Source organism: Kluyvera ascorbata (genome assembly GCF_023195735.1).
Lineage (GTDB): Bacteria > Pseudomonadota > Gammaproteobacteria > Enterobacterales > Enterobacteriaceae > Kluyvera > Kluyvera ascorbata.
Map to the genome: position 1 here is coordinate 1,277,746 of NZ_CP096201.1, position 19,380 is coordinate 1,297,125.

Annotated in this window: 17 protein-coding genes; 9 read left to right on the forward strand and 8 right to left on the reverse strand. The window is 54.5% G+C overall.

The annotated features are described in order from the left end of the window. Positions 1–9: 9 nt before the first annotated feature. From MY052_RS06080 to trxC, 3 genes are all read right to left on the reverse strand, one after another. Positions 10–2,661, reverse strand: coding sequence for a bifunctional acetate--CoA ligase family protein/GNAT family N-acetyltransferase (locus tag MY052_RS06080; protein WP_248538369.1), 2,652 nt, complete (start codon positions 2,659–2,661; stop codon positions 10–12). A 35-nt stretch (positions 2,662–2,696) separates the two neighbouring features. Then, positions 2,697–3,395 (reverse strand): tRNA-uridine aminocarboxypropyltransferase, encoded by a 699-nt coding sequence (locus MY052_RS06085; protein ID WP_123650358.1) that lies wholly within the window; start codon positions 3,393–3,395, stop codon positions 2,697–2,699. Between the two features lie 69 nt (positions 3,396–3,464). Beyond that, positions 3,465–3,890, reverse strand: a complete 426-nt coding sequence (gene trxC / locus MY052_RS06090; protein WP_123650357.1) for a thioredoxin TrxC — start codon at positions 3,888–3,890, stop codon at positions 3,465–3,467. Between the two features lie 204 nt (positions 3,891–4,094). Between trxC and MY052_RS06095 the strand changes: the two genes are divergently transcribed. Next, positions 4,095–5,195 (forward strand): tRNA/rRNA methyltransferase, encoded by a 1,101-nt coding sequence (locus MY052_RS06095; RefSeq protein ID WP_248538370.1) that lies wholly within the window; start codon positions 4,095–4,097, stop codon positions 5,193–5,195. A 73-nt stretch (positions 5,196–5,268) separates the two neighbouring features. Here the strand turns inward: MY052_RS06095 and ung are convergent, their stop codons facing one another. Continuing rightward, positions 5,269–5,949 carry a uracil-DNA glycosylase gene (gene ung, locus MY052_RS06100; protein ID WP_035893808.1) on the reverse strand — a complete coding sequence of 227 codons (681 nt, stop codon included), beginning with the start codon at positions 5,947–5,949 and terminating at the stop codon, positions 5,269–5,271. 319 nt (positions 5,950–6,268) lie between these two features. Here ung and grcA point away from each other — a divergent pair, with 319 nt between their 5' ends. Then, positions 6,269–6,652: an autonomous glycyl radical cofactor GrcA gene (grcA, locus tag MY052_RS06105; RefSeq protein ID WP_035893810.1), complete on the forward strand. Its 384-nt coding sequence runs from the start codon at positions 6,269–6,271 to the stop codon at positions 6,650–6,652. An 86-nt stretch (positions 6,653–6,738) separates the two neighbouring features. On the opposite strand, the gene MY052_RS06110 is transcribed toward grcA, so the two are convergent. After that, positions 6,739–8,106 carry a PTS transporter subunit EIIC gene (locus MY052_RS06110; protein ID WP_248538371.1) on the reverse strand — a complete coding sequence of 456 codons (1,368 nt, stop codon included), beginning with the start codon at positions 8,104–8,106 and terminating at the stop codon, positions 6,739–6,741. Positions 8,107–8,379: 273 nt separating this feature from the next. Here MY052_RS06110 and MY052_RS06115 point away from each other — a divergent pair, with 273 nt between their 5' ends. Further along, positions 8,380–9,579, forward strand: coding sequence for an enolase C-terminal domain-like protein (locus MY052_RS06115; RefSeq protein ID WP_248538372.1), 1,200 nt, complete (start codon positions 8,380–8,382; stop codon positions 9,577–9,579). A 1-nt stretch (position 9,580) separates the two neighbouring features. On the opposite strand, the gene MY052_RS06120 is transcribed toward MY052_RS06115, so the two are convergent. Together MY052_RS06120 and srmB are read right to left on the reverse strand one after the other, a co-directional pair. Next, positions 9,581–10,300, reverse strand: a complete 720-nt coding sequence (locus tag MY052_RS06120; protein WP_248538373.1) for a GntR family transcriptional regulator — start codon at positions 10,298–10,300, stop codon at positions 9,581–9,583. A 58-nt stretch (positions 10,301–10,358) separates the two neighbouring features. Next, complete coding sequence (gene srmB, locus MY052_RS06125) at positions 10,359–11,693, reverse strand: ATP-dependent RNA helicase SrmB (RefSeq protein WP_248538374.1); 1,335 nt, start codon at positions 11,691–11,693, stop codon at positions 10,359–10,361. A 132-nt stretch (positions 11,694–11,825) separates the two neighbouring features. Here srmB and trmN point away from each other — a divergent pair, with 132 nt between their 5' ends. Next, on the forward strand, positions 11,826–12,563 hold the full coding sequence (trmN, locus tag MY052_RS06130; protein ID WP_123650365.1) for a tRNA(1)(Val) (adenine(37)-N(6))-methyltransferase TrmN: 738 nt from the start codon (positions 11,826–11,828) through the stop codon (positions 12,561–12,563). Here trmN and nadB read toward each other — a convergent pair. After that, positions 12,548–14,167, reverse strand: coding sequence for an L-aspartate oxidase (nadB, locus tag MY052_RS06135; RefSeq protein ID WP_115073785.1), 1,620 nt, complete (start codon positions 14,165–14,167; stop codon positions 12,548–12,550). The genes trmN and nadB overlap by 16 nt on opposite strands. Before the next feature lie 417 nt (positions 14,168–14,584). Between nadB and rpoE the strand changes: the two genes are divergently transcribed. From rpoE to lepA, 5 genes are all read left to right on the forward strand, one after another. After that, positions 14,585–15,160 carry an RNA polymerase sigma factor RpoE gene (gene rpoE, locus MY052_RS06140; RefSeq protein ID WP_035893821.1) on the forward strand — a complete coding sequence of 192 codons (576 nt, stop codon included), beginning with the start codon at positions 14,585–14,587 and terminating at the stop codon, positions 15,158–15,160. A gap of 31 nt (positions 15,161–15,191) precedes the next feature. Beyond that, positions 15,192–15,842: an anti-sigma-E factor RseA gene (gene rseA / locus MY052_RS06145; protein WP_035893823.1), complete on the forward strand. Its 651-nt coding sequence runs from the start codon at positions 15,192–15,194 to the stop codon at positions 15,840–15,842. Then, entirely contained in the window at positions 15,842–16,795 is a 954-nt protein-coding gene (gene rseB, locus MY052_RS06150; protein ID WP_115073787.1) for a sigma-E factor regulatory protein RseB, read from the forward strand. Before rseA ends, rseB begins: the two co-directional genes overlap by 1 nt. After that, on the forward strand, positions 16,792–17,268 hold the full coding sequence (rseC, locus tag MY052_RS06155) for a SoxR-reducing system protein RseC (protein ID WP_202217424.1): 477 nt from the start codon (positions 16,792–16,794) through the stop codon (positions 17,266–17,268). The genes rseB and rseC overlap by 4 nt, the downstream gene beginning before the upstream one ends. A gap of 298 nt (positions 17,269–17,566) precedes the next feature. Then, entirely contained in the window at positions 17,567–19,366 is a 1,800-nt protein-coding gene (lepA, locus tag MY052_RS06160) for a translation elongation factor 4 (RefSeq protein ID WP_035891292.1), read from the forward strand. Positions 19,367–19,380 lie beyond the last annotated feature (14 nt).

Consider the following 19,380-nt stretch of genomic DNA (forward strand, 5'->3'; position numbering starts at 1 on the left):
TCCAGCAACTTAGTCATTACTCAGCCTTAAGGAAAGACCCACAATCCCATCTTCCAGCTGAATATCAACGTCAAAGCCGAGCTTTCTCGCGAGCGCTATCATCCCGCGGTTATTGGGCATGGTAATGCCATTCAGGCGCAGTAAACCGTGAGCGCGGGTATAGTTAATCAGTTTATCGAGTAGCCGCCCGCCGAGCCCAAGGCCTTTCAGATCAGAACGTACCAGTACGGCGAATTCCGCATCGATATTATCAGGATCGGAAATCGCTCGTGTTACGCCGAGGATCTCTGTCTCATCGCCGGAACCATGAACGGCAACAAAGGCCATTTCTCGATCGTAGTCGATCTGCGTCATATTGGCTAAATCGTCGTGGGTAAACTCGTTAATCTCGCTGAAGTAGCGATAGTAAAGATCTTCTTTTGTGACTCGAGCGATGAACTGCTGCAACAGCGGTTCATCTTCCGGGAGGATAGGGCGGAACAAACAGCGCTCACCGTTTTTCATGATCACCCACTCCTCAAGATGTTGAGGATACGGGCGAATAGCAAGGCGGCTTTCGCTTGAACCGCTAAATGGAGCGATATCCAGCGTGACGTCCAGCGCGGTAAATTCACTGCCGGAAACTAACAGCGGATGAATATCCAGGCGTTGGATTTCCGGGCAATCGACAATCAGGTTAGAAACCTGGACTAAAAGCTGGCTTAAGCCCGGGATATCTAACGGACGGAGTGCGCTGCGGCCGCGGATTTTTTTGCTCTTAATTGCCTGAATAACCAGATAGCGCGCCAGCGTCATATTGAGCGGCGGTAGCGCAACGGCGGCCTGATCTTCCGCACGCCACTCTACACCCCCCTCGCCCAGCATAATCAGTGGGCCGAAAACCGGGTCGTGCTCAACCACCACGCGTAATTCCTGTGCGCCGGCACGGTTAGCCATACTTTGTACCAGCAGGCCGTGAATGCGCGCCTGTGGCCAGGTCATTTTGACACGGTCGAGGATTGCGTCGGCGGCTTGCTGCACTTCGGTAGCGGTGCGAAGATAGAGCATCACGCCCTGAACTTCCGATTTATGCGGGATATCCGGCGAGCGTAGCTTCAATGCCACGGGATAACCAATTTGCTCGGCGATATGAACGGCCTCTGCGCTGTCTGAGGCAATCCAGGTCGGCAGCGTATTCAGCCCGTAGGCTTCCAGAATCGGACGAACTTCGTGGGTGTCCAGCGCGCCGATGCCGTTGTCTATCGCCTGCTGTAATAGCTCGTGGGCCTGCGAGGTATTTGCCGTCAGGCTATGCGGCAGCGCCGGTGTTTCCCGCAGCTGCTTCTGGTTACGCCGGTATTCCACCATATGCATAAAGGCGGTAATCGTCCCTTCCGGCGTGCGGTAGGTTGGAATGCCCGCATCGCTGAACATGCGGCGCGCTTCCCGCGATGAGTATTCGCCGCACCAGTTGGTCAACACGCTAATATAGTTCCCGCGCGGGTGCTTCTTGATGAGGTCAATCAACGCTGTCGCGCTTTCACTTCCCGGCGCCGTGGCGCTTGGGGAGTGGATCACCATCAGGGCATCCAGGTCCGGGCTATCGAGCAGCACTTTCACCGCCGCTAAATAGTGTTCAATGCTGGCATCGTCACGCAAATCCAGCGGGTTATTGGCTTCGACGGTTTCCGGCAATAGCTGCTGTAGCTGCTGGCGCGTCTCGTCGCTGAGTGTGGTGAGTTTACCGTTGCGCGCCCAGTGTTCATCCAGCGCCAGTGCCGCTGGGGCCGCACCGTTGCTGATAATCATCAACCGCTCGCCGCGCAAGGGGCGCATATGGCTAAGGGTTTCAACGGCAGAGAAAAGTTCGTGAGTGTCCTGTACGCGCAGCAGACCCGCGCGTTGAATCGCGGCATCCCATGCCGGGTCCATACCTGAGTTAACGTGAAGCAGGCGTTGTGCCGCCGGGCTGCGTCCGCTTTTGATCACCAGAATCGGCTTATTGCGTGAGGCGCTGCGCGCGGCAGAGACAAAACGTCGCGCATCGCTGAGCTGCTCCAGATAGAGCAAGATGGCGCTGGTTTTGCTGTCCCGCGCCAGATAATCGAGCAGGTCGTCGACATCAATGTCCAGGCTGTCGCCAAGCGCGATAAAGTAGGAAAACCCCATTTCGCGCTGTTGGGCCCAGTCGAGAATGGTATTGGAAACGGCGGCAGATTGAGAAATAAAGGCCAGTTTTCCTTTGCGAATGGGCACCGGTGAAAAGCTGGCATTCAGACCCTGCCAAGGCGCGAGCAAGCCCAGGCTGTTTGGCCCAAGGAGGCGCATCTGGTAGCGGGCAGCACATGCTTTAAGTTCACTGAACTGGTCGGGCGTCGAGGAGAGAATAATGCAGGTTTTACAGCCTTTTTCCCCCAGAGCCTCCAGCAGTTCGAGGTTACGACGCGCGTGGGTACAAAGTACCGCAAGATCTGGAGAGAAGGGCAAGCTGGCAATAGTCGGCCAGGCGAGAACGCCGAGCACCGCTTTCCAGGCCGGAGTTACGGGCAGAACGGGGCCAGCAAAGCCACCGGCCAGCAGGTTCTGCATCATTAAAAAACCGGCCCGCTGTGGTTTCATCGAGGCGCCAATCACCGCAATAGATTTTGGCCTCAGAAGTGCTTCCAGCCCACGTTGACTCATAGCCGTCTTCCTTACGCGACAGTAATCCTATGAGTTTAACCGTTTTCCGCTTCGGCTGTTGTGATGTTGCCCTGATGATGAGCTTTTCCTGCAAGGTAGTTATCACGAAAGCGGGTGAAGTGCTGGCTAAGTGCTGAAGCCGCGCCGGTATCATTGGCTAAATCCAGCAGCGCAATGGCCACTTCCGCAGTGCAGTACTGACCTTCGGCATGCACCTCCCGCAGGCTGTAGGCGGATACGCGCGACAGGTCGACGGAGATAAGCGGGATATTGTCCAGCCACGGGCTTTTGCGGAACATTTTCCGCGCTTCTGGCCAGGTTCCGTCTAACATAATAAACAGCGGCGGCTTTCCAGCGGGGGGCGCGCTGAGTACCTGACGGTCCGGGTCGGCATAAGATGACGGGAAAACCACCATTGGCTGATAGTCCGGGTTTTTAACCAGCTCGAGCAGCGCCTGAGGCGGCTCGGTACGTGACCATTGGAACGCATCTGTTTGCGGCAAAATATCGGCAATCAGGCGACCCGTGTTGCTGGGCTTCATTGGTTCGGTATCGAACATCACCAGGCAAAAGCGGCTCTTTGCCGGATGCGGGGCGATGGTGTCGCACAGACAATAGCGTTGCACCAGCAGACAACGCTGGCAGCGGCGAACCCGATTACCACGGGCAAGGAAAGGTCGAGTCGCACGGGCTAAACGCTCAGCGCGCAACCGAAGAACGGCGTTATCAATCATGGGAATCGTACGGCAAAGAGACTATTGTCGCAGAGGCGGATACGGGGCACAAGATGTGCCCCGGTGGGATTATGCCTGCAGCGCTTCGTTCAGCCAGCTTTCAAACGGCGCTTTTGGTACCGCGCCGTTAAGCATATCGACGACTTCACCATTTTTGAAAATCATGATGGTCGGGATGCTGCGGATTCGGAAACGGGCGCTGAGCTCGCGTTCCGCTTCGGTGTTCACTTTCACAAAGCGAATTTTGCCGCTTTGTTCTTCGGCCACATCCTCGAAGATGGGCGCGAAGTTACGGCAAGGGCCACACCATGGCGCCCAGAAATCAACAACAACGGGGAGATCGTCCTTCAGCAGTTTATCCAGCGTGCTGTCCGTGGCATTAATGACTTCGCCATCAAACAGGTCTTCACCACAGCGTCCACATTTTGCCGCTTCGTTAATACGCGCTTCTGGAATGCGATTAAGCGCCTGGCAGTGGGCACAAACGGTATTCATAACTCACCTCTGGGTCATCGTGTTGCAGAACGGCAATGTTGCCGAATGTTTCTATAATGTTACGCATTATCGTTCAGAGCGTATTAATCGACAATGTGTTTTATCCAATGGGTACAATAGTCGTGGTCTTTTGTACGAAGTCATAGCTAAGCGCTAGCACATCAGGTAATCTGCGCGCTTCGCGCAGCGCAGGTGGAGAAAAACATGAGCGACGAACTGAAGAACAAAAACGGCAAGGTCAAAGTGATGTACGTCCGCAGTGACGATGACTCGGACAAACGCACCCAAAATCCTCGTACTGGTAAAGGCGGAGGCCGTCCTGGCACATCCCGTGCTGGTGCTTCCCGTGCCGAAGGCGGTCGTCGCCCTGCCCGTGATGAGAGAAAGGGTCCTAACAGCGAACGCGGCCGTGAACGTGGCCGTGACCGCGATGTAGAACGCGATCGCGATCGTGGTGAAGGCTCCCCATGGCGTACGGTTTCCCGTGCTCCGGGTGATGACGCACCGGCGAAAGCCGATCACGGCGGGATCAGCGGTAAAAGCTTTATCGATCCAGAAGTACTGCGTCGTCAGCGCGCGGAAGAGACTCGCGTATACGGCGAAAACGCCTGTCAGGCACTGTTCCAGAGCCGTCCGGACGCTATCGTTCGCGCATGGTTCGTACAGAGCGTAACCCCGCGCTTTAAAGAAGCGCTGCGTTGGATGGCGGCAAACCGTAAAGCCTATCACGTGGTTGATGAAGAAGAGCTGGCGAAAGCGTCCGGTACTGAACACCACGGCGGCGTGTGCTTCCTGATCAAAAAACGTAACGGGACTTCCGTACAGCAGTGGGTCGCCAAAAGCGGCGAAGATGACTGTGTACTGGCGCTGGAAGATGCGGGTAACCCGCATAACCTCGGCGCAATGATCCGCAGCTGCGCGCACTTCGGTGTGAAAGGCGTGGTACTGCAGGATGCGGCTCTGCTGGAATCCGGTGCGGCTATCCGTACCGCAGAAGGTGGCGCTGAACACGTTGAACCTATTACCGGTGACGGTTTCATCGATGCGCTGGAGCAGTTCCGCGATGCGGGCTACACCATCGTAACGACCAGCGGCAACGGCCGTGGCCTGCCGCTGTTCCAATCCGAGCTGCCTAAGAAGATGGTTCTGGCGCTGGGTCAGGATCGCGATGGCGTTTCCGAAGCGGCGGCCGCTATTGCTGACATGAGCGTTTCTATCGACGGAACTCGTGCCGTTGAAGGCCTGAACGTCTCTGTGGCGACGGGCGTGCTGTTAGCCGAATGGTGGCGTCAGCATAAAGCGTAATCAAACGCGATGTTGAAAAAAAACCGGAAGAGGCGACTCGACCGGTTTTTTTATATCTGCAATATTTCCCGAACTATTCCGGCAGCACCGGCATCCAGTCAATCGGCGCTTCGCCACGCTGCTCTAGCCACTCATTCGCCTTCACAAAATGGTTACTGCCAAAGAACCCGCGGTGCGCAGAGAGCGGCGATGGGTGAGGTGCTTTCAGCACGCAGTGGCGCTGAGTATCAATAATCGCGCCTTTTTTCTGCGCGTGCGATCCCCATAATAAGAACACGACGCCTTCGCGATGTTCGTTAATCAGCGCGATCACTTTATCGGTAAAAGTTTCCCAGCCAAGGCTTGCGTGCGAGTGCGCCTGTCCTGCACGAACGGTCAGCACGGTGTTGAGCAGCAGCACGCCCTGGCGCGCCCAGCTCTCAAGATAGCCGTGGTTTGGGCGCGTAAAACCGGGGATGGTTCCTTCAAGCTCTTTATACATATTCAAGAGGGAGGGCGGCGTCGCGATACCCGGCTGCACGGAGAAGGCCAGACCGTGCGCCTGATTGGGACCGTGATACGGGTCCTGCCCGAGGATCACGACCTTCACATCGTTTAACTCGGTAAAGCGAAAAGCGTTAAAGACATCTTTCTGCGGCGGATAGATAGTCTGGCCGGACTGACGCTCGCTGGCGACGGTGGCTAGGGTGTTCACAAAATAAGGCTGCTCTTTCTCAGCGGCCAGCACGTCGTGCCAGGTTAATGGGGTGGTCATCTCGCTCTCCTGCGAATTGCTATCGGTATAGCTTAACTGCTTCTTTCGACATCACAAAATCAGAAGGCGTCGGTTATTGCTGGTGGGACAAAAAAAGTTGAATCTTTACAAAGATTTTTGTGTGCATCGCAGGGCGTAACTTGATGCAAAACAAGTATATTCAGATATGACCTCTTTTATGGTGTGGTTTTTATTGATTTAAATCAAAGAATCAAGGGTGTTCGAGGGGTATATATACACTCAAGCAACAATGGTTTTACCAATTGGTCGCGGTCAGGCCGGTTAAAAACGAATATAAAGAGCCTTAGGGAGGCATCAAATGATTACAGGTATCCAGATCACCAAAGCTGCAAACAAAGACCTGCTGAACTCATTCTGGCTGCTCGACAGCGAGAAAGGCGAAGCACGCTGCCTGTGTGCAAAAGGCGGTTACGCAGAAGATGACGTTGTAGCCGTTAGCGCGCTGGGCGACATTGAATACCGTGAAATCCCGGTTGAAGCGAAACCAGAAGTTCGCGTAGAAGGCGGTCAGCACCTGAACGTAAACGTGCTGCGTCGTGAAACTCTGATGGACGCGGTTGAGCATCCCGAAAAATACCCACAGCTGACCATCCGTGTTTCTGGTTATGCAGTGCGCTTTAACTCACTGACTCCAGAGCAGCAGCGCGACGTTATTGCTCGTACCTTTACTGAGAGCCTGTAATTTCTCAGGGGTGGGAAAATGGCGTGCCGGGCTAGCCCGGCATCAGTAGACGAATCCCTCCGCAGGGTGCCTGCGGGGGGATTTTTTTATTTTGCTTCTTCGCGTCCAATCAGAAAGGTAGTGAGCGTAAAGGAGAGGATCAGCGCGATGGCCACGCCGGAAAGCGCAAAGACAAAATAGGGGCCGATATAGGCGGGCAGGCTAAAAATACTCGATAAAATATAGCCATACAGCCGCACACCAAAGAAGGCGATAAACGCCGATGCCAGAGAACTGGCGATGGTCGCCGCGATAAACGCTTTTTTGTAACGCGTAAGTACGCCGAACAGCGCGGGCTCGGTAATGCCCAACAGCGCGGAAATCGCGGCGGAAAGCGTCACCGTCCGGTTCTCTTTGCTCACTCGCCAGATGGCAAAGGTGGAGCCTGCGATGGCCATGTTAGCCATAAACATCATCGGCATCAGCATGTCGTAGCCACGGTCGCTAAAGTTTTGCAGGGCAATCGGCGTCATGGCGTGATGCATTCCGGTCAGAATCGCCACCGGACGAATCGCGCCGACAACCAGCCCGGCGAAGCTTGCCGACACGCCAAACAGCCCTTCGATAAACCACGCCAGCATTTTACCCAGCCAGATACCAATCGGACCAATGATGACCAGCGCTGCCAGCGCGGCAAGGAACAGCGTCAGCGTTGGGGTAAAGACCGTTTTCAATACCTCCGGCATGATTTTGTCGACCGCTTGATGAATGTATTTCAGCGCCAGAATCGAGAAAATGACCGGGATAACGCTTGAGGCGTAGTTAAAGACCGAGACCGGAATGGCGTTAAATAACCAGAGCGCAGAGGCAGCATCCGCCTGATGGGCCGCCAGCGCTTTTGCGGCGTCAATTAGCGTCGGATACATCAGGCATGCCGCAACCGCCGCCGCCAGATACTCATTGGTCTTGAAGATCTTCGCTGCCGAAACGGCCAGGAAAAACGGTAGGAAGTAGAAAACACCGCTCGCGATCAGGTCGATTATCATCACGGTATCACTTTTCGGCGACACCAGCTTCAGGGCGATAAGCCCGGCCAGCAGCCCTTTAATCATCCCCGCGCCCGCAATTGCGGGAACGATTGGACCAAATACGCCAGAGACCGTATCCATAAACAGCGATACCAGGCTTTTACGCGCTTTAGGCGTGCTGTGAGATACGTTCTGGCCGCCGGTGCCTAAGGTCTCCTGCAGTTGTTCGTACCAGCTATTGACCCTGGGCCCGATAATTATTTGAAACTGATCGCTTTGTAGCTGTGCGCCCAGCACGCCAGGCAGGTTTTTAATTTCTTCCTGCGCGACTTTATTATCATCAATTAAATCAAAGCGTAACCGCGTCATACAGTGCCAGACTTTATTGATATTTTCCCGACCACCCACCAGACCAATAATTCGGCTGATAGCCTCTTGCGTCCCCATAGCGGCTCCTGCGATATGTATGTTGTTATCTTTGTCTGTAGAAATGGTAAATAAGCTAATCAGTAAAAACAAACCAATAAATGATGATGAAAATCACATTCTTTCCTGTATTTGGTATTGAGTGGTAGGTAATCGGTAAATTGGTACGTTTTTTAAATATAAATATCTCTATTTCCAGACCAAAATATTTATTCGATAAAAAGGTTTACCGAACCCTGAAAATAGGGTGAAGATAATAAGAAATTGATATTTATTTTGCACAGGGAGCTTTCTGTGAAACCGACGTTGATTACTGCGATTGAGTGCTTTATCACCCGCCCAGACCGCCACAACCTGGTGACGGTGCGGGTGACAGCGGATAATGGAGTGGTGGGGTTGGGCTGCGCAACGTTCCAACAGCGCCCGCTGGCGGTGAAAACGCTGGTGGATGAATATCTTCAACCGTTGCTGGTGGGGCGAGACGCCAACAATATCGAAGACCTCTGGCAGATGATGAACGTTAATGCTTACTGGCGTAACGGCCCGGCGATGAATAACGCCATTTCAGGTGTGGATATGGCGCTGTGGGATATCAAAGCGCAGCTTGCTGGTATGCCGCTGTATCAGCTGTTGGGGGGAAAATCCCGCGATGCGATTGCGGCCTATACCCATGCCAGCGGCGAAACGCCAGATGAGCTGTTTATCTCTGTCGATAAGCTTCTGGAGCAGGGCTACCGTCATATTCGCTGCCAGCTCGGTTTTTACGGCGGTACGCCGCGAGAAATGCATACGCCGGAGAACCCAACGCCGGGAGCATGGTTCGATCAGGACGAGTACGTGCGCAATACGGTTGAGATGTTCTGGCTGCTTCGCGCGCGTTACGGGCATCGTTTCCACATTTTACATGATGTCCACGAACGCCTCTTTCCGCAGCAGGCGCTACAGCTGGCAAAGCAGCTTGAACCCTATCAGCCGTGGTTTATTGAAGATATTTTATCGCCGCAGCAGAGCCCGTGGCTGGCGCAGATTCGCCAGCAGAGCAGCGTGCCGTTAGCGATGGGGGAGTTATTCAATAACCCTGCTGAGTGGCATGACCTTATCGTCAACCGGCAGATTGATTTTATCCGTTGCCATATTTCGCAGATTGGCGGCATTACGCCTGCGCTGAAGCTGGCGGTACTGTGCCAGGCCTTTGGCGTGCGCCTGGCATGGCACGGTCCTGGGGATATGACGCCTATCGGCGTGGCGGTGAATACGCACCTGAATATCCATTTGCACAATGCCGCTATCCAGGAGTTTATCCCACGCTCTGCCATGACGGATGCGGTATTCCCCGGTGCGCCTGAGGTGAAAAATGGCTTTATCTACCCGCCGACGGTGCCCGGCATTGGCGTAGGTTTTGATGAGGCGCTGGCGTTGCAGCATCCGGTAGCGTACCGCCCGCACGAATGGACCCAGAGCCGTCTACCAGACGGTACTATTCACACGCCGTAAATCAGCTCTGAGGCTGCTGGCGGAAGGTGAGGTTGTCGCGGTTATGTGGGATCACGTAGGTGCAGCTGTAGTTGATATCGATAATGTCGCTTATCTCATACACGCGACCGCCGTCGAGGATCCCGCGGTTATTGATGTGCATCGCTGGGCTGCCCTTTTTGCAGCCCAGTAGAATTGACTGCTCGCGGCTTACGCTGACCGCCCGGTAGCTGGTCAGCAGGTGGGAAATCTGCAACCCTTTGCTCAGCACGTATTGCTGCAACGAGCGTTCAATCACGACCTGATTGAGATCGCTGAACATCTCGGCGGGCATGCGGGAGATTTCAATTTGGGTTGCGACGTCATCGACAATGCGTAACCGGCAGAACTGCCAGATAAAATCATCATCGGTGAGGCCGAAAATTTGCCTGTCTTCCCGTTCGGGCCGCTTTTTGTGCAGGCTTATCATACGATAGCGCATCTGATCGAAGCGCTTTTCGGTTATTGAGTTATAGACCAGCGGGTTGTTGCGCGTCTGCTCGTTAATCCAGATACCGGAACCTTGCACAATGCGAACCACCCCGATACTGGCGAGTTTCTCCAGCGCCTGACGAATGGTAAAGCGCGACACGCCGTACTCCTCTGCCAGCTGTCTCTCTGGCGGGAGCTTACGTGGCCCTTCGCTGTGCTGCTGGTAAATTTTGCTGAGGAGATCCTGGGTCACAAACTCTTTTTTCTTCATGGCCAGCGTCCGTTACTTTCCAATATGAAAACGCCGGGAGGTTATCCCGGCGTTTGCTTTACTCTTCGCTAGTCTGCTCTGGCGCAGCGCCGCCGCTTGGCTTGCGGCGTTTGCCAACGTTCTTGGCATCGCGATGGCGTACCTTGACGCGCGGTTTTTCTTTGTCCTTTTCTTTTTTCTTCTCAGCGCGTTTAGCGAGGACTTTCTTCGACGGTTTACCCGTCATTTTGTCGCTCGGTGCGCGCGTCGTCGGACGCAGTTCTTCAATCACGCGAGACTTCAGCGGTTCTTCGATATAGCGGCCAATTTTCAGCAGCAGCAGGTGATCGTGCGTTTCCACCAGGGAAATCGCCGTCCCTTTACGTCCGGCACGGCCGGTACGACCGATACGGTGCAGATAGGTATCTGCGCCGCGCGGCATATCGAAGTTAATCACGTGGCTGACGTCGGGGATATCAATCCCGCGCGCGGCAACGTCGGTTGCGACCAGCACGTTAACGCGACCATCGGTCAGACGCTTGATGCCCTCGTTACGCTTGATCTGCGGCATTTCGCCTTCGAGGTAGCAGTTGTTGATACCGGCCTGGCGCAGGATTTCCGCCAGCTCGTGCACGCGCTCACGCTTACGCACAAACACGATGGTACGGGTGGCATCTTCCTGCTTCAGCAGGTGTTTCAGCAGCTCAACCTTGTGCTCGAAGTTATCAGCGCGATAGTACCACTGATGAATTTTCTTACGCTCGCGGGTCGACGGTGTTGCAGATACTTCGACCGGATCTTCCAGCAGACGTTCGGCAAAGTCTTTAATCGCTTCGCCTTCCAGCGTGGCGGAGAACAGCAGCGTCTGCTTACGCCAGCGGGTTTCACCGGCAATATGCTCGATGTCCTGGGCGAAGCCCATGTCCAGCATACGGTCTGCTTCGTCGAGGATCAGCGTCTCAACGGCGCGGCAGTCGAAGTTTTCTTCTTTAATATACTGCAGCAGACGACCGGTGGTCGCCACCACGATATCCTGGTTTTCGCTGAACACTTCGGCGTGGTTCATATACGCGACGCCGCCGGTGATGGTAGCGATATCCAGATGCGTGTTTTTTGCCAGCTCGCGAGCATGATCGGCGACCTGCATCGCCAGTTCACGCGTAGGCGTGAGGATCAGGATGCGCGGCGGGCCAGATTTTTTGCGCGGGAAGTCGAGCAGGTGCTGCAACGCAGGCAGCAAATACGCCGCTGTTTTACCGGTGCCGGTTGGCGCAGAACCGAGAACATCACGTCCATCGAGCGCAGGCGGAATGGCGGCAGCCTGAATGGCAGTCGGGCGTGTAAAGCCTTTGCTCTGGAGGGCTTCCAGAAGGCTTTCGTCAAGTTCAAGTTCGGAAAAAGTCGTTACAGTCATGATTACCTCTGTGTGAGGCGCTGATTATAGACGTTACGGCTCTAATCTTCATCTGTTTGTATGGCTATCTGTTCTCGGGTATTGTGCATAGCTATAAAAGCACATGCAGTTCCCCTGGCAAGGTTGACCATGATCTCTGATTCTAAATCCGCGCTGCGCCGCAACGGATTTACTTTTAAGCAGTTTTTTGTTGCCCACGATCGTTGTGCGATGAAGGTGGGTACGGACGGTATTTTACTGGGTGCGTGGTCGCCTATCGCTCGGGTTAATCGGATCCTTGATATTGGTACGGGAAGCGGCCTGTTGGCGTTAATGCTGGCGCAGCGTACCGATGAAAATGTGGTTATCGATGCCGTTGAGCTCGATGAAGATGCGGCTGAACAGGCGCGGGAAAACGCGGCCGAATCGCCGTGGGCTGAACGTATTCAGGTTCACACAGCGGATATTCAGCAGTGGGTGGCTGGATTGACGACGCGCTATAACCTGATTGTCAGCAACCCGCCTTACTATGAGCAGGGCGTGGAGTGCGCCACGCCGCAGCGCGAGCAGGCGCGTTATACCACCTCACTCGACCACGAAACGCTGCTGGCCTGCGCGGCGAATGCGATTACTGAAGATGGTTTCTTCTGCGTGGTGCTGCCGGAAAACATCGGCCAGATGTTTACTCAACAGGCGTTATCCATGGGCTGGCATTTGCGCCTGCGCACCGACGTGGCGGAAACTGAAATGCGCCTGCCGCATCGCGTACTGCTGGCGTTTTCTCCAAAAGGGGGAGAGTGCTTTAGCGACAGGCTAGTGATCCGTGGGCCAGAGCAGCAGTACTCGGAAGGCTACACTGCGCTGACCCAGGCGTTCTATTTATTTATGTGAACCAGCGGCGAAAGGACGGATGGGCCCGACTCCGCTAACAGATCCGGATAATCCAGCGTGTAGTGCAGGCCGCGACTCTCTTTGCGCATCATCGCGCAGCGTACGATAAGCTCGGCAACCTGAACCAGATTACGCAGCTCCAGCAGGTTGTTCGATACGCGGAAACGTGAATAGTACTCGTCCAGCTCCTGTTGCAGCATGGTGATACGACGCAGCGCGCGCTCCAGACGTTTGGTGGTGCGCACAATGCCGACATAGTCCCACATAAAGAGGCGCAGCTCGTGCCAGTTATGCTGGATGACGACCAGCTCATCGGAGTTTTCCACGCGACTTTCATCCCACGCGGGCAGTTTTTCCGCCTGACGCGCGTACGGCATGCGCTTGTGAATATCTTCCGCCGCCGACCAACCGTAGACCAGGCACTCCAGCAGTGAATTCGACGCCATGCGGTTGGCCCCGTGCAGGCCGGTATAGCTCACTTCGCCGATGGCATAAAGGCCGTCAACATCGGTGCGGCCATAGTCGTCAACCATCACGCCGCCGCAGGTGTAGTGCGCAGCAGGTACGATCGGTACCGGTTCTTTGGTCAGGTCGATGCCAAGCCCCAGTAATTTGTCATAAATCATCGGGAAGTGCTGGCGCACAAAATCTTCTGGCTTATGACTGATGTCGAGGTACATGCAGTCGACGCCAAGGCGCTTCATTTCATGGTCGATAGCGCGCGCGACGATATCGCGAGGTGCCAGCTCAGCGCGCTCGTCAAAGTCTGGCATAAAGCGACTGCCATCAGGGCGCTTCAGATGCGCGCCTTCGCCGCGCAGCGCTTCGGTCAGCAGGAAGTTACGCGCCTGTGGATGGTACAGCGCCGTCGGGTGGAACTGATTAAACTCGAGGTTCGCCACGCGACAGCCTGCGCGCCAGGCCATGGCGATACCGTCTCCAGAAGAGATATCCGGGTTGGTGGTGTACTGATAAACCTTGGATGCCCCGCCGGTGGCCAGTACGACTGATTTTGCCGCACAGGTTTCAACCTTCTCTTTATTGCGATCCCAAATCCACGCTCCTACCACGCGACGGGTCCCTGGCAGGCCGACCTTATCTGAGATAATTAAATCAACGGCGTTGCTGCGCTCGAGAATACGGATATTGGGGTGGTTAATGGCCTTACTCACCAGGGTATTTTCGACTTCGCGCCCGGTAGCATCGGCGGCGTGCAGAATGCGTCGATGGCTGTGTCCGCCTTCGCGCGTCAGATGATAACTCTCTTCTCCGTTTGCCTGCACCTGAGTATCAAACAGCACGCCCTGATCGATAAGCCACTGCACGCAGTGTTTAGCGTTGCTGGCGACAAACGATACGGCCTGACGGTCGCAAATTCCGGCGCCGGCAATCAGCGTGTCATCAATGTGCGATTCAATGCTGTCCGTTTCATCGAAAACGGCGGCGATACCGCCTTGCGCATAGAAGGTTGAGCCTTCGCTAATCGGCCCTTTGCTCAGCACGATAACCGAACTGTGCTCTGCAAGACGCAGCGCCAGCGATAAACCCGCAGCCCCGCTGCCGATAATCAGTACATCACAAGAAAGTTCTGGAAGTGAGTTCATTATCTTTGTTTAATTTACTAAACACGGTGATCGCAGAGTAGCACTATAAAAGCGAGGTGTGCAGGGTTTTTTTGAACTATGGTTGTAATTGCTAAACATCTGGTGACAAAACAGGCGAGAAGAGAGGCGAAGAAATAAGAAGAACGCTATGAGGTTTGAGACGTATTTATGGTGAAATAAAAGCCGCGTTACGTTACTCTTCACGGGATTTGCGTTTTTATTTCGCAACTTACGTATTGGTAAGCATCAGCAGACTTATAATGATAGACAATGAACGGTTTGCGGCTAAAGAAAAAACAAAGCGTAACGGAACTTTACGAAACTCGAACACTCTAAGTCACTGCTTGCTCATAATGTAGTGCTGGAGTGGCATTCTGATTACGCATGGGAATAAGGTTTGGGGAGACATTACCTCGGATGAGCGAGCAGTTAACGGACCAGGTCCTGGTTGAACGGGTCCAGAAAGGAGATCAGAAAGCTTTTAACCTTCTGGTAGTGCGCTATCAGCATAAGGTTGCGAGCCTGGTCTCCCGCTATGTACCCTCTGGCGATGTGCCGGATGTGGTACAAGAGTCTTTTATTAAGGCCTATCGCGCGCTGGATTCTTTCCGGGGAGATAGTGCTTTCTATACGTGGCTGTACCGTATTGCGGTGAATACAGCTAAAAATTACCTGGTTGCTCAGGGTCGTCGTCCGCCGTCTAGTGATGTTGACGCGAACGACGCCGAAAACTTTGAAAGCGGTGGCGCTTTGAAAGAAATTTCGAACCCTGAGAACTTAATGTTGTCAGAAGAACTGAGACAGATAGTTTTTCGTACCATTGATGCGCTTCCGGAAGATTTACGCATGGCAATTACCTTGCGGGAGCTCGATGGCCTAAGCTATGAAGAGATAGCGGCTATCATGGATTGTCCGGTCGGTACGGTTCGTTCACGTATCTTCCGTGCGCGAGAAGCTATTGATAATAAAGTTCAACCGCTTATCAGGCGTTGATGGAAGCGGGATACTGGAAAAGGTATTAGGCATGCAGAAAGAAAAACTTTCCGCCTTAATGGATGGTGAAACGCTGGATAACGAGCTGCTGACAGAGTTGACGCGCTCGCCAGAGTTACAGGAAACCTGGGCAAGCTATCACCTGATCCGCGACTCGCTTCGCGGCGACACCGGTGACGTGCTTCACTTCGATATTTCCTCTCGCGTTATGGCCGCCATCGAAAATGAGCCCGTTCGTCTTCCGACAGCGCCGCTTATTCCTGAAGCCCAGCCAGCACCACATCAATGGCAGAAGATGCCGTTCTGGAGCAAGGTTCGTCCATGGGCCAGTTCGCTTACCCAGATGGGGGTGGCAGCTTGCGTATCGCTTGCTGTTATTGTCGGCGTTCAGCACTATAATGGGCAACCGGAATCCTCCCAACCTGAATCACCGGTATTCAACACGCTGCCGATGATGGGTAAAGCCAGTCCAGTGAGTCTGGGGGTTCCTTCGGAAGCGTCGGCAGGCAGCACCGGGCCGCAACAGGTTCAGGAACAGCGCCGCCGTATTAATGCTATGCTGCAGGACTATGAATTGCAGCGTCGCTTGCATTCAGAACAGCTTCAGTTTGAGCAGGCACAAACCCAGCAAGCGGCTGTTCAGGTGCCAGGATATCAAACTCTAGGAACGCAATCGCAGTAATGAAGCAACTTTGGTGTGCCATGTCACTTGTGGCTGGTAGCCTGTTCTTCACCGCCAACGCCTCGGCTGATGTATCGTCCGGGGCGTTGTTGCAGGAGATGAATCTGGCCAGTCAGTCACTCAACTACGAGCTGTCGTTCGTCAGCATTAATAAATCAGGCGTTGAATCTCTGCGCTATCGTCACGTGCGTCTTAATGGACAACCGCTGGCGGAATTGCTGCAGATGGACGGCCCTCGCCGCGAAGTGGTTCAGCGTGGAAACGAGATCAGCTACTTTGAGCCGGGTCTCGATCCGTTCACGCTGAACGGCGACTATATTGTCGACTCGCTACCCTCTCTGGTTTATACCGATTTCAAACGTCTGGCGCCTTACTACGATTTTATCTCCGTAGGACGTACGCGTATTGCGGACCGCATGTGTGATGTGATCCGCGTCGTGGCGCGAGACGGCACACGCTATAGCTATATCGTGTGGATGGACTCCGAAAGCAAGCTGCCGATGCGCGTTGACCTGCTCGACCGCGATGGCGAGACGTTGGAACAGTTCCGGGTTGTGGCTCTCTCAACGGGCGATCAGGTAAGCTCCAGCATGCAGGGGCTGGCGAAAGCCAACCTGCCGCCGCAGCTCTCCTTGCCAACAGGGACCAATGCGACCTTCAACTGGACGACAAGCTGGCTGCCGCAGGGCTTTAAAGAGGTCTCCAGCAGCCGTCGCACGCTGCCGAGCGTCGACAGCCCGGTTGAATCCCGTCTCTATTCCGACGGCCTGTTTAGCTTCTCTGTGAACATCAGCCGCGCGACGGCTAACAGCAGCGAGCAGATGCTGCGTACCGGTCGTCGAACGGTCACAACGACCATCCGCAATCAGGCTGATATCACGATTGTTGGCGAGCTTCCGCCTCCGACGGCGAAACGCGTTGCTGACGGTATTCAATTCAAGGGCGCACAATGATTAAAGAGTGGGCTACCGTTATTGCATGGGATAACGGAATTGCGCAGGTGAGTTGCGATGTAAAAGCCTCCTGCAATAGCTGCGCATCACGTGCAGGCTGCGGCAGCCGAGTGCTGAATAAGCTGGGGCCGCAGACCACCCACACCATTTCTGTTCCTAGCGCTGAACCGCTGGTGACAGGGCAAAAAGTGGAATTGGGCATTACCGAAGGTAGCCTGCTTGGCTCTGCCATGCTGGTTTATATGTCTCCGCTGCTGGGGCTGTTCGTGGTCGCGGCACTGTTCCAGGTCCTGTTCGGCACCGATATTGCGGCGCTCAGCGGCGCGGTGCTCGGCGGCGTTGGCGGGTTCCTGATTGCCAAAGGCCTCTCGCCGCGGCTTGCCGCGAGGGAAACCTGGCAGCCCATCATCATCAGCGTGGGGCTTCCGCCCGACCTGATTCGCACGACATCGTCTACCGAAATGAGCCAGTGATTACGCTGGCTTTATTATTTTTGGAACGCTCCTCGCAGGAAGCGCTATGCTTGCGGGAAGAGCATTTCCTGGTTACGCGGTTGTAGTGTAGAATGCGGCGTTTTCGAACGACTATACACAAAATCATTCGAGTTGCATCAAGGCGGCAAGCGAATGAATCCCCGGGAACGTACACCAGTACGTGATAGGGGTGAGTGAGTGCAGCCAACGCCGAGGCAACTCGAAGGATGACGTGTATACAACGTCAGGCTCCGTACCGCGGCCTCAAAGTATTCGTAAGGCATAAATATTTTAATATATGAAGAATATACGTAACTTCTCCATCATTGCACATATCGACCACGGTAAATCGACGCTGTCTGACCGCATTATTCAGATTTGTGGTGGCCTTTCCGACCGCGAAATGGAAGCCCAGGTTCTGGATTCAATGGATCTGGAACGCGAACGTGGCATTACCATCAAAGCGCAGAGCGTGACGCTGGACTTTAAATCAGCCGACGGGGAAACCTATCAGCTGAACTTTATCGACACCCCAGGCCACGTCGACTTCTCCTATGAAGTTTCCCGTTCCCTCGCGGCCTGTGAAGGCGCATTGCTGGTGGTTGACGCCGGGCAGGGCGTAGAGGCACAGACGCTGGCTAACTGCTACACCGCCATGGAAATGGATCTGGAAGTCGTGCCGGTTCTGAATAAAATCGACCTGCCAGCCGCCGATCCAGAGCGCGTAGCGGAAGAGATTGAAGATATCGTCGGCATCGACGCCACCGATGCAGTACGCTGCTCGGCGAAAACCGGCGTGGGCGTGACCGACGTGCTGGAACGTCTGGTGCGCGATATTCCACCGCCGGAAGGTGACCCGGAAGGCCCGCTGCAGGCGCTGATTATCGACTCCTGGTTCGATAACTACCTGGGCGTGGTATCGCTGGTGCGTATTAAAAACGGCACTATGCGTAAAGGCGACAAAATTAAGGTGATGAGTACCGGTCAGGTCTACAACGCAGACCGTCTGGGTATCTTCACGCCGAAACAGGTTGACCGTACCGAGCTGAAATGCGGCGAGGTAGGCTGGCTGGTTTGTGCAATCAAAGACATCCTGGGCGCGCCGGTAGGGGATACCTTAACGACATCGCGTAACCCAGCGGATAAAGCGCTGCCGGGCTTTAAAAAGGTGAAACCTCAGGTTTACGCCGGCCTGTTCCCGGTCAGCTCTGACGATTACGAAAACTTCCGTGATGCGCTCGGCAAGCTGAGCCTGAACGATGCTTCCCTGTTCTATGAGCCAGAAAGCTCTACGGCGCTGGGCTTCGGCTTCCGCTGCGGCTTCCTCGGCCTGCTGCACATGGAAATCATTCAGGAACGTCTGGAACGTGAATACGATCTGGATCTGATCACCACCGCGCCTACCGTAGTGTATGAAGTGGAAACCACGGGCAAAGAAACTATCTACGTTGATAGCCCTTCCAAGCTGCCGCCGCTGAATAATATTTATGAACTGCGTGAGCCAATCGCGGAATGTCACATGCTGCTGCCGCAGGCTTACCTCGGCAACGTGATTACGCTGTGTATTGAGAAGCGTGGCGTGCAGACCAACATGGTTTACCACGGTAACCAGGTCGCGCTGACCTATGAAATCCCGATGGCGGAAGTGGTGCTCGACTTCTTCGACCGTCTGAAGTCTACCTCCCGTGGCTATGCGTCGCTGGACTACAACTTCAAACGCTTCCAGGCGTCTGACATGGTTCGCGTTGATGTTCTTATCAACAACGAGCGCGTCGATGCACTGGCGCTGATCACGCACCGCGATAACTCTCAGAGCCGTGGCCGTGAACTGGTTGAGAAGATGAAAGATCTGATCCCACGTCAGCAGTTTGATATTGCGATTCAGGCGGCCATCGGCACGCACATTATCGCGCGTTCAACCGTTAAGCAGCTGCGTAAAAACGTTCTGGCGAAATGCTACGGTGGCGATATCAGCCGTAAGAAAAAGCTGCTGCAAAAACAGAAAGAGGGTAAAAAGCGAATGAAGCAGATCGGTAACGTTGAACTGCCGCAGGAAGCCTTCCTCGCCATTCTGCATGTCGGTAAAGACAATAAATAATCTCTAAGGAGTTG

What these genes read in the sequence shown, in the direction of transcription:
- MY052_RS06080 (WP_248538369.1), bottom strand. Translation starts at nt 2,661, where the DNA reads ATGAGTCAACGTGGGCTGGAAGCACTTCTGAGGCCAAAATCTATTGCG.
- MY052_RS06085 (WP_123650358.1), bottom strand. Translation starts at nt 3,395, where the DNA reads ATGATTGATAACGCCGTTCTTCGGTTGCGCGCTGAGCGTTTAGCCCGT.
- trxC (WP_123650357.1), bottom strand. Translation starts at nt 3,890, where the DNA reads ATGAATACCGTTTGTGCCCACTGCCAGGCGCTTAATCGCATTCCAGAA.
- MY052_RS06095 (WP_248538370.1), top strand. Translation starts at nt 4,095, where the DNA reads ATGAGCGACGAACTGAAGAACAAAAACGGCAAGGTCAAAGTGATGTAC.
- ung (WP_035893808.1), bottom strand. Translation starts at nt 5,949, where the DNA reads ATGACCACCCCATTAACCTGGCACGACGTGCTGGCCGCTGAGAAAGAG.
- grcA (WP_035893810.1), top strand. Translation starts at nt 6,269, where the DNA reads ATGATTACAGGTATCCAGATCACCAAAGCTGCAAACAAAGACCTGCTG.
- MY052_RS06110 (WP_248538371.1), bottom strand. Translation starts at nt 8,106, where the DNA reads ATGGGGACGCAAGAGGCTATCAGCCGAATTATTGGTCTGGTGGGTGGT.
- MY052_RS06120 (WP_248538373.1), bottom strand. Translation starts at nt 10,300, where the DNA reads ATGAAGAAAAAAGAGTTTGTGACCCAGGATCTCCTCAGCAAAATTTAC.
- srmB (WP_248538374.1), bottom strand. Translation starts at nt 11,693, where the DNA reads ATGACTGTAACGACTTTTTCCGAACTTGAACTTGACGAAAGCCTTCTG.
- nadB (WP_115073785.1), bottom strand. Translation starts at nt 14,167, where the DNA reads ATGAACTCACTTCCAGAACTTTCTTGTGATGTACTGATTATCGGCAGC.
- rpoE (WP_035893821.1), top strand. Translation starts at nt 14,585, where the DNA reads ATGAGCGAGCAGTTAACGGACCAGGTCCTGGTTGAACGGGTCCAGAAA.
- rseA (WP_035893823.1), top strand. Translation starts at nt 15,192, where the DNA reads ATGCAGAAAGAAAAACTTTCCGCCTTAATGGATGGTGAAACGCTGGAT.
- rseB (WP_115073787.1), top strand. Translation starts at nt 15,842, where the DNA reads ATGAAGCAACTTTGGTGTGCCATGTCACTTGTGGCTGGTAGCCTGTTC.
- rseC (WP_202217424.1), top strand. Translation starts at nt 16,792, where the DNA reads ATGATTAAAGAGTGGGCTACCGTTATTGCATGGGATAACGGAATTGCG.
- lepA (WP_035891292.1), top strand. Translation starts at nt 17,567, where the DNA reads ATGAAGAATATACGTAACTTCTCCATCATTGCACATATCGACCACGGT.